Annotated in this window: 16 protein-coding genes; 8 read left to right on the top strand and 8 right to left on the bottom strand. The window is 67.2% G+C overall.

The window, feature by feature from the left end:
- Positions 1–106: 106 nt before the first annotated feature.
- From hisIE to JX001_RS05505, 6 genes are all read left to right on the top strand, one after another.
- The gene (hisIE, locus tag JX001_RS05530; protein WP_205682631.1) at positions 107–730 is read left to right on the top strand and encodes a bifunctional phosphoribosyl-AMP cyclohydrolase/phosphoribosyl-ATP diphosphatase HisIE; all 624 of its coding nucleotides are present in this window, start codon (positions 107–109) and stop codon (positions 728–730) included.
- Between the two features lie 48 nt (positions 731–778).
- Entirely contained in the window at positions 779–2,239 is a 1,461-nt protein-coding gene (zwf, locus tag JX001_RS05525; RefSeq protein WP_205682630.1) for a glucose-6-phosphate dehydrogenase, read from the top strand.
- Positions 2,232–2,948 carry a 6-phosphogluconolactonase gene (gene pgl, locus JX001_RS05520; protein WP_205682629.1) on the top strand — a complete coding sequence of 239 codons (717 nt, stop codon included), beginning with the start codon at positions 2,232–2,234 and terminating at the stop codon, positions 2,946–2,948. The genes zwf and pgl overlap by 8 nt, the downstream gene beginning before the upstream one ends.
- A gap of 1 nt (position 2,949) precedes the next feature.
- Positions 2,950–4,851, top strand: a complete 1,902-nt coding sequence (gene edd, locus JX001_RS05515) for a phosphogluconate dehydratase (protein ID WP_205682628.1) — start codon at positions 2,950–2,952, stop codon at positions 4,849–4,851.
- A 30-nt stretch (positions 4,852–4,881) separates the two neighbouring features.
- The gene (glk, locus tag JX001_RS05510; RefSeq protein ID WP_205682627.1) at positions 4,882–5,853 is read left to right on the top strand and encodes a glucokinase; all 972 of its coding nucleotides are present in this window, start codon (positions 4,882–4,884) and stop codon (positions 5,851–5,853) included.
- Between the two features lie 90 nt (positions 5,854–5,943).
- On the top strand, positions 5,944–6,249 hold the full coding sequence (locus JX001_RS05505) for a hypothetical protein (protein WP_017504395.1): 306 nt from the start codon (positions 5,944–5,946) through the stop codon (positions 6,247–6,249).
- Between the two features lie 80 nt (positions 6,250–6,329).
- Here JX001_RS05505 and JX001_RS05500 read toward each other — a convergent pair whose 3' ends face one another.
- Both JX001_RS05500 and hmgA read right to left on the bottom strand, forming a co-directional pair.
- Complete coding sequence (locus JX001_RS05500; protein ID WP_205682626.1) at positions 6,330–6,692, bottom strand: hypothetical protein; 363 nt, start codon at positions 6,690–6,692, stop codon at positions 6,330–6,332.
- On the bottom strand, positions 6,689–7,984 hold the full coding sequence (hmgA, locus tag JX001_RS05495; protein ID WP_205682625.1) for a homogentisate 1,2-dioxygenase: 1,296 nt from the start codon (positions 7,982–7,984) through the stop codon (positions 6,689–6,691). The genes JX001_RS05500 and hmgA overlap by 4 nt, the downstream gene beginning before the upstream one ends.
- A 115-nt stretch (positions 7,985–8,099) precedes the next feature.
- Between hmgA and JX001_RS05490 the strand changes: the two genes are divergently transcribed.
- The gene (locus JX001_RS05490) at positions 8,100–8,612 is read left to right on the top strand and encodes a GNAT family acetyltransferase (RefSeq protein WP_205682624.1); all 513 of its coding nucleotides are present in this window, start codon (positions 8,100–8,102) and stop codon (positions 8,610–8,612) included.
- Here JX001_RS05490 and JX001_RS05485 read toward each other — a convergent pair.
- Both JX001_RS05485 and JX001_RS05480 read right to left on the bottom strand, forming a co-directional pair.
- Complete coding sequence (locus JX001_RS05485) at positions 8,609–8,866, bottom strand: Lrp/AsnC ligand binding domain-containing protein (RefSeq protein ID WP_205682623.1); 258 nt, start codon at positions 8,864–8,866, stop codon at positions 8,609–8,611. The two genes, JX001_RS05490 and JX001_RS05485, sit on opposite strands and share 4 nt — an antisense overlap.
- A gap of 73 nt (positions 8,867–8,939) precedes the next feature.
- Positions 8,940–9,452, bottom strand: a complete 513-nt coding sequence (locus JX001_RS05480) for a GNAT family N-acetyltransferase (protein ID WP_205682622.1) — start codon at positions 9,450–9,452, stop codon at positions 8,940–8,942.
- A 202-nt stretch (positions 9,453–9,654) separates the two neighbouring features.
- Between JX001_RS05480 and JX001_RS05475 the strand changes: the two genes are divergently transcribed.
- Positions 9,655–10,335, top strand: a complete 681-nt coding sequence (locus JX001_RS05475; RefSeq protein WP_205682621.1) for a bifunctional 4-hydroxy-2-oxoglutarate aldolase/2-dehydro-3-deoxy-phosphogluconate aldolase — start codon at positions 9,655–9,657, stop codon at positions 10,333–10,335.
- Positions 10,336–10,349: 14 nt separating this feature from the next.
- Here JX001_RS05475 and JX001_RS05470 read toward each other — a convergent pair whose 3' ends face one another.
- From JX001_RS05470 to JX001_RS05455, 4 genes are all read right to left on the bottom strand, one after another.
- Positions 10,350–10,862, bottom strand: coding sequence for a periplasmic heavy metal sensor (locus JX001_RS05470; protein WP_205682620.1), 513 nt, complete (start codon positions 10,860–10,862; stop codon positions 10,350–10,352).
- The gene (locus JX001_RS05465) at positions 10,859–11,260 is read right to left on the bottom strand and encodes a hypothetical protein (protein ID WP_205682619.1); all 402 of its coding nucleotides are present in this window, start codon (positions 11,258–11,260) and stop codon (positions 10,859–10,861) included. Before JX001_RS05465 ends, JX001_RS05470 begins: the two co-directional genes overlap by 4 nt.
- Positions 11,257–11,829 (bottom strand): RNA polymerase sigma factor, encoded by a 573-nt coding sequence (locus JX001_RS05460; RefSeq protein WP_055752815.1) that lies wholly within the window; start codon positions 11,827–11,829, stop codon positions 11,257–11,259. The genes JX001_RS05465 and JX001_RS05460 overlap by 4 nt, the downstream gene beginning before the upstream one ends.
- A gap of 65 nt (positions 11,830–11,894) precedes the next feature.
- Positions 11,895–12,524 carry an EF-hand domain-containing protein gene (locus JX001_RS05455; RefSeq protein WP_205682618.1) on the bottom strand — a complete coding sequence of 210 codons (630 nt, stop codon included), beginning with the start codon at positions 12,522–12,524 and terminating at the stop codon, positions 11,895–11,897.
- Positions 12,525–12,528 lie beyond the last annotated feature (4 nt).

The following is a 12,528-nucleotide window of genomic DNA, read 5'->3' as shown; positions in this document are numbered from 1 at the left end:
CGCTCCATCGCCAGACGTGCGACATCCAGCCCGATTTCGCCCCCTCCACCGCGCTGCGCGCGGTCCCCCTCCCCCGCTTCGCGGTGGAGGATCAGGAACAACGACCATGATCGACCCGAACACCATCGACTTTGCCAAGGGCGCCGGATTGGTCCCCGTCGTGGTGCAGGACGCCGCCACGCTGCAGGTCCTGACCCTGGCCTATATGGATCGCGCGGCGCTGGACGAGACGATCGCATCCGGCGAGGCCACCTTCTTCTCGCGCTCGCGCGGAGGGCGGTGGAGAAAGGGCGAGACCTCGGGCGACCGGCTTCACGTCGTTTCCATCACGGCCGACTGCGACGCCGACGCCATCGTGTTGGGCGTCAGGCCGGTCGGAAACGCTTGCCACCTGAACCGGACGAGCTGTTTCGCAGAGGCCGACGCGCCGGGCCTGGGTCGGATCGCCCGGCTGGAACGGACCATCGCCGAACGGGCCGCCGCCGATCCGTCCGAAAGCTGGACCGCCCGACTGATCGCACAGGGGCCCAAACGCATCGCCCAGAAGGTCGGCGAGGAGGGCGTGGAGACCGCTCTGGCCGGCGTCGCCGGCCCGGACGAGGAACTCGCCAGCGAGGCTGCGGATTTGATCTATCACCTGCTCGTTCTTCTCCATGCCCGTAACATGGTGTTTCAGGACGTGCTGGACGTGTTGGCCTCGCGAGCGGAAGCGGCCAAAGACAGCGGCTAGACCGTAAAGGCGTGCGTCCCGACAAATGGGATCATCGAGGGACAAGACATGGCGGCTCTCATTCTGTTTGGCGGCGGCGGCGATCTGGCGATGCGCATGCTTCTGCCGTCGCTCTATTTTCTCGAACACGACGGCCTGCTGCCTGAAGGGCTGAAGATCATCGGCGCCGCGCGTTCTGAAGAGAGCGCCGACGACTATATCGCCAAGGTGCATGAGGCGGTGAAGGCGCGAGCCGAAGCCGACAAGGTCTGGGACGAAGCCAGCTGGTCGCGGATGAAGGCCCGCCTGGACTATCTGGCGGTCGACGCCACCTCGCCCGAAAGCCTGAAGCCGCTGAAGGACAAGGTCGGCGACAGCGAGATCACCTCCTTCCTGGCCGTATCCCCCTCGCTCTATGCCCGCATCGTCACGGCGATGAAGGCGGCGGGTCTGGCCGAAAAGAACTGCCGCATCGTGCTGGAAAAGCCGGTCGGGCGCGATCTGAAGTCCTTCCTCGAAATCGACGACGCCGTGGCCCACGCCTTCAGCGAGAACCAGGTCTTCCGCATCGACCACTATTTGGGGAAGGAGACAGTCCAGAACCTGATCGCTCTGCGGTTCGGCAACACGATCTTCGAGCCGCTGTGGAACAACCTGTCTATCGACCACGTGCAGATCACGATCGGCGAGACGGTGGGGGTCGGCGATCGCTGGCCCTACTATGACGAATACGGCGCCCTGCGCGACATGCTGCAGAACCACATGCTGCAGCTGCTGTGTCTGGTGGCGATGGAGCCGCCGAGCGACCTGGACCCCGACTCGGTGCGCAACGAGAAGGTCAAGGTGCTGCGGTCGCTGCGGCCCGTCACGGTGGACGAGGTCGAGCGCGTGACCGTACGGGGTCAGTATGTGGCGGGCGTCTCGGAGGGCAAGCCGGCCAAGGGCTATGACGAGGAGCGCGGCCAGCCGTCCGACACCGAAACCTTCGTCGCCGTGCGCGCCGACATCGACAACTGGCGCTGGGCGGGCGTGCCCTTCTTCATGCGGACCGGCAAGCGCCTGCCCGAGAAGCGCACCGAGATCGTCATCCAGTTCAAGCCGGTGCCGCATTCGATCTTCGACAGGGACGACCGTGGCGAGGTTCAGGCCAACCGGATGATCATCGAGCTGCAGCCCGAGGAAGACATCTCTCTGACGGTGATGAACAAGCGCCCCGGCCTGGATCAGCGCATGCAGTTGCAGCCGATCAAGATGAGCCTGTCGTGGGGGGTGGACGGCAAGTCCGCCGCCCCGCCGCGCCGCCGCATCGCCTATGAGCGGCTGCTGCTGGACGCGATGGCCGGAGACTCGACCCTGTTCGTGCGACGCGACGAGGCTGAGCAGGCCTGGAAATGGGTGGACGAGGTGTCCGAGGCCTGGGCCGAATCCGGCTTGAAGCCCGACGACTACGTCGCCGGAACCTGGGGTCCCGAAAGCGCCGACATGCTGATGGCCCGCACCGGCCGCGACTGGAACACCACCGATGTCTGAGACCCCCGCCATCGAAGCCTTCAACTCCGTCGAGACCTGGGCCGAAGCCATCGCCGCGCGTCTGGCCGAAACTCTTGGCGCGGCCGTCCGCGACCATGGCCGGGCCCTGTTCGCCGGTCCCGGCGGTTCGACGCCAGCGCCCGTCTACCGCCGCTTGGCGGCGACCGATCTGGACTGGTCGAAAATCGCCGTGACCCTGGTGGACGAGCGTTATGTGCCTGAAACCTCGCCGGAATCGAACGCCCGGCTGATCCGCGACGTGCTTCTTCAGGACAAGGCGGCCGCCGCACGCTTCATCCCGCTCTATACGCCCGAGGTCACCGTGGACCGTGCGGCCATCGTGGCGGCCAAGGCCCTTGGCGATGCCGGCGGGCGGTTCGATGCGGTGCTTCTGGGCATGGGCGAGGATGGCCATATCTGCTCCATGTTCCCCGAAAGCCCGACGCTGAAGACGCTGCTGACCCCGACGCTGAAGCCGACCGTTCTGGGCGTGCCGCATGGGCGCGATGGCATGGCGCCGACGCTCGAACGGCTGTCGATCAACCTGCCCTATCTGATGTCTGCGGGCCGGGTGATCCTGGGCCTGAAGGGCGCCGCCAAGCGTCTCGTCTTCGAAGAACAGTACCAAGGCGATCCCAAGACCCAGCCCATCGCCGCTTTGATCGCTGCCGGCGTTCCCCTTGAAGTTCTGTGGACGGAGGAAGGCTGATATGGCCCCCGAATCCAAGTTGCATCCTACGGTCGCCGCGGTCACCGCCCGCATTGTCGAGAAAAGCCGCGAGACCCGCGCCGACTACATCCGTCGCATGGACGCGGCGCGCGACAGCGGCGCCGGCCGCGCCAAACTGTCCTGCGCCAACTGGGCCCACGCCTTCGCGGGCCAGACGATCGCCGACAAGCTGACGGCGATGGACGGGTCCAAGCCCAATCTAGGCATCGTCACCGCCTATAACGACATGCTGTCGGCCCACCAGCCGTTCGAGCGCTTCCCCGACGTGGTGCGCAAGGCCGTGCGCGAGGTCGGCGCCACGGCCCAGGTCGCCGGCGGCACCCCCGCCATGTGCGATGGCGTCACCCAGGGTCGTCCCGGCATGGAGCTGTCGCTGTTCAGCCGCGACCTGATCGCCATGTCGGCGGGCATCGCCCTGACGCACGACGCCTTCGACGCCGGCCTGATGCTGGGCGTGTGCGACAAGATCGTTCCTGGCCTGTTCATGGGCGCCCTGGCCTTCGGCCACCTGCCCGTCGTCTTCGCCCCGGCCGGTCCGATGCCATCGGGCATTCCGAATGCGGAGAAGGCCAGGGTCCGGGCCGAATATGCGCAGAACAAGGTCGATCGTCAGACCCTGCTGGAAAGCGAGATCGGCAGCTATCACTCGCCCGGCACCTGCACCTTCTACGGCACCGCCAACTCCAACCAGATGATGATGGAGTTGGGCGGACTGCACATGCCCTCCACCGCCTTTGTCCATCCCGACACCGGTCTGCGCGACGCCCTGACCGCGGCGGCGGCCAAACGGGCGGTCGAACTGGCGCGCAGCGGCGAGTGCCGCATGGCCGACGTCATCGACGAGAAGTCCATCGTCAACATGATCGTGGCCCTGCTGGCCACCGGCGGCTCCACCAATCACGCCATCCACCTGGTCGCCATGGCGCGGGCGGCGGGCGTGCTGATCGACTGGACCGACATGGACGAGCTGTCGTCGGTCACGCCGCTGTTGGCGCGGGTCTATCCCAACGGCTCGGCGGATGTGAACGCCTTCCAGGCCGCCGGCGGCGTCGCCTTCATTGCGCGTGAACTGGCCCGGGCAGGCAACATCCACGCCGACGTTACGACCATCATGGGTCAGGGCATCCAGGCCTATTTCCAGGAACCGTCGATGGTGGACGGCGAACTGGTCTGGCGCGACGGGGTCGCGGAGAGCCTGGATCTCGATATCCTGCGCCCAGCCTCGAACCCCTTCGACAAGGAGGGGGGCCTGCGTCTGGTTCAGGGCGACCTGGGTCGCGCGGTCATCAAGATTTCCGCCGTCAAACCCGAGAACCGCATCGTTGAGGCGCCTGCCGCCGTGTTCGAGACCCAGGAAGACGCGCTGCAAGCCTTCCGAGACGGCAAGCTGTTCCGCGACGTGGTCGTTGTTCTGCGCTTCCAAGGACCCAAGGCGAACGGGATGCCCGAACTGCACAGCCTGTCGCCGGCCCTGTCGGTCATTCAGGACAAGGGATTCAAGGTCGCCTTCGTCACCGACGGCCGCATGTCGGGCGCCAGCGGCAAGACGCCCGCCGCCATCCACGTCAGCCCGGAGGCCTTGGCCGGCGGTCCGCTGGCCCATGTTCAGGACGGCGACATCATACGCCTGGACGCCGAGGCTGGCGTTCTGACCACCGTCGGCGTTCCCGACCTGACCGCTCGTCCGCTGGCCGCCCGGTCCGCCGCCAACGCCGAGGGTTCGTCCTGGGGCTATGGCCGTGAACTGTTCGGCGCCTTCCGCCATGTGGTCACGACGGCCGAACAGGGGGCGACGGTCTGTTTCGCCCTGCCGACCGGTTCGCGCGGCAACGACGACACCCCGCCCAATCCCAACTTCGTCGATCGGACTGTGGACGCCTGATCCACCGAACCGAGCGCAGGAAACGACCCAATGAATGACAAGACCCTTCTCGTCGGCGATGTCGGCGGCACGAACGCCCGCTTTGCCGTGGCCCGCATGGTCGACGGCAAACCCGTGCTGGACCATCACGAGAGTTTCCCGGCCGAGACCTATCCGACCTTCCTGGAAGGCGTCGCCGCCTTCATCGGCGGCTGCGAGGTCAAGCCGACGGGCGGCGTGATCGCCGTCGCCGGTCCGGTCACGGACGGCGCCATCGACCTGACCAACTCGCCCTGGCAGGTGTCGGAGGCGGAGCTTCAGACCCTGGGCCTGAAACCCGTCAAGCTGATCAACGACTTCGAGGCCCTGGCCTGGGGCGCGCCCGTCGTGCCGGAAGACCAGTTGGAAAGCCTAGGCGGTCCAGTCGACGGCGATCCGCACTGCACCGTCGCGGTGCTCGGCCCCGGCACCGGTTTCGGGGTCTCGGCCCTGGTGCGCGATGCGGCCGGCAAGGAAATGGCCATGCCGTCCGAGGGCGGGCACGCCTGCTTCCCCCCCGGCGATCCGGTTGAGGATGAAATCCTGCGCATTCTGCGTCGCCGCTATGACCGGGTGTCGATCGAGCGTCTGATCTGCGGTCCGGGCCTGCTGAACATGCACCGGGCCCTGGCCGAGATCGACGGGCGCGAGACCCACATTGACGATCCCGCTCAGATCACTGCAACGGCCCTGGCGGATCCGAACAGCCCGTGTGGCGCGACCCTGGCCCGCTTCTGCGCCATCCTGGGCGCGGTCGCCGGCGACATCGCCCTGACCACCGGCGCGCGCGGCGGCGTCTATATCGCCGGCGGCATTGTTCCGCGCATCCTGCCCTTCATCAAGGCCAGCCCCTTCCGTCAGCGGTTCGAGCGCAAGGGCCGGTTCAAGGAGTATATGCAAGACATTCCGACCAAGGTGATCATGCACAAACACGCCGCCCTGCTGGGCGCTGCGCGGGTCGCCTTCGCCCAGTCGGAGGGCTGACGCGACGAGCGATCACGAAAATCTCACGGCGGCGTGAACCGAACCGTCACCGTGGCGTTTGTGTGTTTCCATCTAGGAGAGGAAACTCACATGAAAAAGTTCGCCATCGCCGCCGCTTCGGTCTTCATGCTGGCCGGCGTCGCCGCCTGCGGTGAAAGCGCCGCCGACAAGGCCGCTGAAAAGCAAGCCGACGCCATCGAAGCGACGGGTGAAGCCCGCGCCGATCAGCTCGAAGCACAGGCCGCCGCCACTTCGAACGAAGCGCAAGAAAAGGCCCTGAACGACAAGGCCGATCAGGTCGAGCAAAACGCGGACCGCAAGGCCGACATGGTCGAGCAGAAAGCCGGAAACGCCGACGGCGGCATGACCACCGCCAACACGCCTTCGACCCACTAAGGTCTGGCGACCCACTAAATCCGTTTACGGATGGATCAGCCCCCGTCGTTCACGACGGGGGCTTTTTCGTGCCTGCGTTCTCAGTCGATGCACAGGGTCGGGCCGGCCTTGCCGTCCTCGACCGTCGTATTGCAGCCGAAGCGGTCGCTGGTCGCCTGGCAGACGCCGGTCGTCGCCGTCCCCGGCGCCACGCCGCCGTTGCCCTCGATGCGGCAGTCGCCTTGGCACTGATCGCCGTCGGTGCAACGCTTGCCGGCGTCGGCGTAAGAGATGACACACTGCCAGGACTGCATCCGCCCGACCTGTTTCATCGTGCCGCCGCGCGTGGCGCAGGACGCGGCGTCGGCGCTCTGCATCGGCGCATCCGACGCCGCGCCAGAGGTCTGGGGCGCGCAGGCGGCGGCCAGAAGCGCGACGCCGGCGATGAGGGAAATGCGGATCATGAGATCTGTCCTTTGGTGAAGCCTGACCAGACGTCGTCGTAGTCGAGCTGCATCTGCGGTGATTCCGACGCCCATTTCGTGACGCGGATCGGCATGCGCGTCTCGAACATGAAGGCAAGGGTGTTTTCGATCTTGTGCGGCTTCAGTTCAGTCTTGATCGCGCCGTCATAGCTGGCTTGATCGGGGCCGTGGCCGCTCATGCGGTTGTGCAGCGATGCGCCGCCTGGCGCGAATCCGCCGGCCTTGGCGTCATAGGCGCCCGTCACCAGACCCATGAACTCGCTCATCACGTTGCGATGGAACCACGGCGGGCGGAAGGTGTCCTCGGCCACCATCCAGCGCGGCGGGAAGATGACGAAGTCGATATTGGCCGTGCCCGGCGTCTCCGACGGGCTGGTCAGGACGGTGAAGATCGACGGATCGGGGTGGTCGTAGCTGACGGTATTGATCGTGTTGAACCGGGCCGTGTCATAGCGGCAGGGCGCCAGATTGCCGTGCCAGGCGACGACGTCCAGCGGGCTGTGATCGAAGGTCGTGGCCCACAGGCGACCGCCGTATTTCTGGACGCACTCAGTCGGGCGATCCACGTCCTCATAGGCCGCAACCGGCGTCTCGAAGTCGCGCGGATTGGCCAGGCCGTTCGCGCCGATGGGGCCGAGATCCGGCAGGCGGAACGGACTGCCGTAGTTCTCGCAGACATAGCCGCGCACGTCCCCCTCGACCTCGACGCGGAACCGCACGCCGCGCGGGATCAGGACAATGTGACCCGGCTGGGCCTCGATCACGCCGAACTCGGTGACGAAGCGATGCGCCCCCTCCTGGGGCACGATCAGCAGTTCGCCGTCGGCGTCATAGAAGACCCGGTCGGTCATCGACCGGTTGGCGACATACAGGTGAATGGCCGACCCGGCCCCGCCGTCCGGTTCGCCGTTGCCGCCATAGGTCGTCAGCCCCTCGACCCAATCGGTCGCAGCCTGCGGCATCGGCAGCGGGTCCCAACGCATCCGGTTGGGATTGGGCAGCGTCTCGTCGAACGGACCGGAGCGGACCCGCCCCTGATCGAAGGGGGTGTAAGGCCCATGCTGGGCCGAGGGACGCAGACGATAGAGCCAGCTACGACGGTTCTCGGCGCGCGGGGCGGTGAAGGCCGTGCCGGACAGCTGTTCGGCATACAGGCCCATCGGCGTCTTCTGCGGCGAGTTGCGACCCACCGGCAGGGCGCCGGGCGCGGCCTCGGTCGCGAAATGATTGCCGAAACCGGTCATGTAGGCGGGCGCGTTGGATCGCGTCATATCATGTCTCCCTATGCTCCCTCGTTTAGCCGTCCCCGGCGCCAGCGTCACCCTTTGCCCGTCAGGCAACAGCTTGGCGGTTGGCGCGTTGCTGTGGCCTCGCGGAGGGATTTTCATGACCTATCTGACCCGGGCGGTGTTCGCCTTCGCCAGCCTTCTGCTGTTGCTGGCGGCCATGGCCCTGATCGGGTTCGGGGTGAAGGATGCGCTGCACGGCATCGGCTCGCCCGACAAATCCGGCGCCGACGCGGTTCTGGACGTGCTGGGCTATGTCATCGTCGCCATCGCCGTCTTCGACGTGGCCAAATATATCTTCGAGGACGAGGTGCGGCGCGGAAATGAGCGTCGCAGCGCCGCCGAGGCCCGGCGCAGCCTGACGAAGTTCCTGTCGACCATCGTCATCGCGCTGTTTCTGGGAGCGCTGGTGGTGGTGTTCAAGACGGCGCGCGAGGACGTGGCGCAGTTGCTCTATCCCACCGCCCTGCTGATCGCCGCGGTGCTGGTTCTGGTGGGCCTTGGCGTCTTCCAGCGCCTGTCGGCCACGGTCGAGGAAAAGGTCGGCGACGACGACGAGGCCGAGGAGCGCAAGGACGAGGTCAAGCGCAAGGCCAGCCCCCGCAAAGCCTAAGCCTTCGAGGGCAGGAAGGGCGAGAAGGTGATGACGGTGAAGGTGTCGCGCACGTGCGGGCGAGTCTGGACCTGTTTCGTCACGAAGGTGCCGATGTCGGCGTCGCGCGGCAGGTTGAACTTGGCCAGCAGGTCGTGCTGACCCGAGGTGGAATAGACCTCCGATACGTTCTCGACATTGTCCACGATATCGGCCGCCACGTCGTTGGCGTAGCCCAGCTCGCATTTGATGAAGACGAAGATGGCGGTCATCATGGCCGTGGCTTTCCTGCAGTTTGGACGCCTTCTAACCGATGGGGACCGCCGCTGAAACGCCTGACGGCGCTGATTAGCGCAGCCGTTTGCTGACCCAGACCAGGGTGGGGTCGTCCTCGACCGGCGCGAGATCGAACCCCATATCGTTCTCGACCTGCAGGGCAGCGTGGTTGGCGCGATCCTCCAGCGATTCCAGGACCGCATAGCCGCGGGTCCGCGCTTCCGAAACCAATCTTTCCAGCAAGGTCCAGCCGATCCCCTGCCCTTTCAGGTCGCCCCGTAGCAGAATGGCGGCCTCCGCCCGTTCGCCCGCCGCATCGCCGGCCAGAACGGCGGTCGCCGTGACGGTGCCGTCCTCGCCCCAGGCGATCAGGCTCTCGCCATCGCCCGAAGGCTTTTCGAGCAGGGCCAGAAGTTGGTCGTGACCGGGCGCGCCCTTGGTGGAGAGAAAGCGGAACCGCATATCCTCGGGCGTCACCTTGGCGAAGAAGGCGGCCAGAGCGCGTTCATCCTCGGCGCGCGCCGCACGCACCTCCAGACGCACGCCTGTGCGAGTGACGAGCCGTTCGCGATCGAGCAGAGTCATGGGGTTCTCCTTTTGCACCAAAACCCTCGGCCTTTCGCCGCCGTCGCGCCTTGACCTCGATCAAGACCATCGAATGAAACAATATGTTCCGTCGCCTAAAGGCGAAGCAGTCTGCACAGGCTTTGGCCTAGCCCGAGCGTGCGATAAGCAGAAGGCCGAACGGTCCCACGATCCTTCCCATCGGGACCATCAGGAGACAGACATGGCCCATGATCGCGTCAGCGTGCTTCAGGCGCTTCAGACCCAGGGCGTGTGCCCGGTCTTCTATCATCCCGACGCCGAGGTCAGTCTGAACGTCATCCGCGCCTGCGCGCGCGGCGGGGCGCCGGTGGTCGAGTTCACCAATCGCGGCGACTTCGCCTGCGACCTGTTCGGCGAGATCAACCGCGAACTGATCAAGACCGACCCAAACGTGGTGCTGGGCATCGGCTCGGTCGTCGATGCGGGGACAGCCTCGCTTTATCTGAACCGGGGCGCGCGGTTCGTGGTCAGCCCCTGCCTGATCCCCGACGTGGCCAAGGTCTGCAATCGGCGCATGGTCGCCTATTTCCCCGGCTGCGGTTCGGTGACCGACATCGGCGAGGCGCACGAACTGGGCTGCGATATCGTCAAACTGTTCCCCGGCTCGTCGGTCGGCGGCCCGGACTTCGTCAAGGCGGTCAAGGGCCCGATGCCCTGGGTCAAGATCATGCCCACCGGCGGCGTCGATCCGGACGAGGCGTCGATCGCCAAATGGTTCGGCGCGGGCATCGTCGCGGCGGGTATGGGCTCCAAACTGGTGACCGATGAAGCCGTGAAGTCGGGCGACTGGGCCGCCATCGAGGCGTCGGTGCGCTCGGCGGTGAACGCCGTCGCCGCCTTCCGCGCGTCCAGAAAAGGCTAAGCGCTGAAGCGCCGTCAGCGGGGCGCGCGGTCGTCCGGCTGACGGTGATCCGGCCCGTGCGCGACGGCGCGACGGGCGTTGCCCTTACGCTGAAGAATCGGGGCCAGGGCCTTGCGCTCCTCGGGCGTCAGCGTCGCCAGCACGGCGACCGCGCCGTTTTCCAGGCGCGTGCGGCCCCGCATCTCGGCGGCTCTGGACTGCTCCAGCAAGCTTTCGACCCGGGCCGCGTCCAGGGTCGGTTGACCGGCGACGTCGATGGCCTCGCGCCGGGCGGCGCGGGCCGCTTCGAAATCAGGACGCGCCGCTAGGGCCGATTCTCGCAGAGAGGTGCGCACGCGCTGGCGCACGGCCGGATCCAGATCGGCCAGCACCTCGGCCAGCGGTCCCTCGCGCCCCGGACGGCGTTGATCCTCGATCCGGCGTTCGATCCGGTCGCGATTGACGACATAGGTGACCCCGCCCGCCACGGCGAACAGGTTCAGGGCCACCGAGACGGCCAAGGCGATCTTCAGGCTCTTGGACGTCATCCCAGCAGTTCCGTGTCATCCACGCTCGTCAGCGAGGATTGGTAAAGCACCGCATCGGCGCGCGCGTCGGCGGTCAGATGGGTGGTCAAGCCCACGCCGGCGACCACGCCCGCACAGGCCGCGGCGGCCCAGCCGGCGCCGAGGTACCAGATCGCCTTACCCAGACGGCTTTTCGCCCGGGGCGCAGCCGCAAGGATGCGCGCGGTCAGGGCGGCGGACGGGACAGGTCTGGGCGCGGCGTCGAGCAGAGCGTCCAGCGCGGCCGCCTGATCCAGCACCGCCTTCAGCGATGGATCGGCGGCGATCAGGCTTTCGGCGAAGGCGCGCTCGGACGCGGGCCACCGACGCAGGTCGGCGCCATAGGCGTCCGCCAGTTCGTGCAACCGTTCCGCCTTCATCGTCCGTCTCCTCTAATCGACCCCGGACCGATGTCCGAAAGGGCCAGACGCAATGCGCGACGACCGCGCGACAACAAACTCTCCAGCGCCTCGACGCTGATCTCCATCAGGGCCGCCGCATCGATATTCGACAGCTCCTGATAATGGCACAGGACGATGGCCTCGCGCTGTCGGTCCGGCAGACGTTTCAGGGCCGCCGTGACCCGCACGCCCGTCTCGGCCGCCAGCAGACCGCGATCCGGCGCCGGGCCTTCGTCGGGACGATCCGGCGGCGTGTCGGTCGGGATTTCGCGCCGACGCCTCAGCCGATCGTAACAGAGGTTCAGCGCGACCCGGTGCAGCCAGGTGTCGAACCGGGCCTTGCCGGGCGTCCACTTTGGCGCCTGACGCCACGCCTTCAGCATCGTCTCCTGGGCCACGTCCTCGGCCTCGACCGCATCGCCCAGCATGCGCTGGGCCAGCGACAGGATGCGCGGCAGCTTGCGCGAGACGAGCGTCTGCGCCGCCGCCGGGTCGCCCTGCCCCACGCGTCGCACCAGATCTTCGTCGGGGTCGACGATCGCGACCAAACCTGCCTCTTCCGCTGCTGACGAAAGGGACCGGTGCGTTCACGACGGCCGACCCCGACACCGTCTTACTCCGAAGCCGGGACGGGGGAAGCGGGTTGTTGCGCCTGGCGGGCCGCGCGGCGTTCCTGCCGTTGCTCACGCTGAGCGGACATGACCGCCCGGCGCTCGTCGGCGGAGATCACGCCGTCACGATCCGCGTCCATCTTGTCGAACCGCTCGCCGAGCTTGGCGGAGGCTTCGGCGATCACCACCGGCCCGCGTTCGCGTCCTTGTCCGTGCATGGCGTGATGCGCGCCGCCGCGACGGCCCTCACGATCACCGGCGCGCTCCGCGCGCGGAGCGCGATCCGGGCGAGCGGCATGGCCGGCGTCGAACTCGGCGCGGCTGATGGAGCCGTCGCCGTTCGCGTCCAGCTTGGCGAACCGGTCGCCCGCGCGTCCGGCGCGACGGGCCTGCATGGCGGCGGCGCGCTCTTCTGGGCTGACCACGCCGTCGCGGTTCGTATCGAGCGCGGTCAGACGCGCGATGCGCGCATCGACGAACTCGGCGCGGGTGATCTGGCGGTTCGCATCCGCGCGCGCATGATGCGGAGCGGGGGCGCCAGCGGCGGGGGCCGGCGGAACCTGTGCGGTCGCGGCGCCGGCGGCGGCGGCCAGAGCGATGACGCCCAGGCCGGTCAGAAAGGTGTTTCTCATCTCG

It is taken from the genome of Brevundimonas fontaquae, from assembly GCF_017086445.1.
Taxonomy (GTDB): Bacteria; Pseudomonadota; Alphaproteobacteria; order Caulobacterales; family Caulobacteraceae; genus Brevundimonas; species Brevundimonas fontaquae.
Note: the sequence above shows the minus strand (reverse complement) of the source record. Positions and strands in the feature narration are given on the sequence as shown.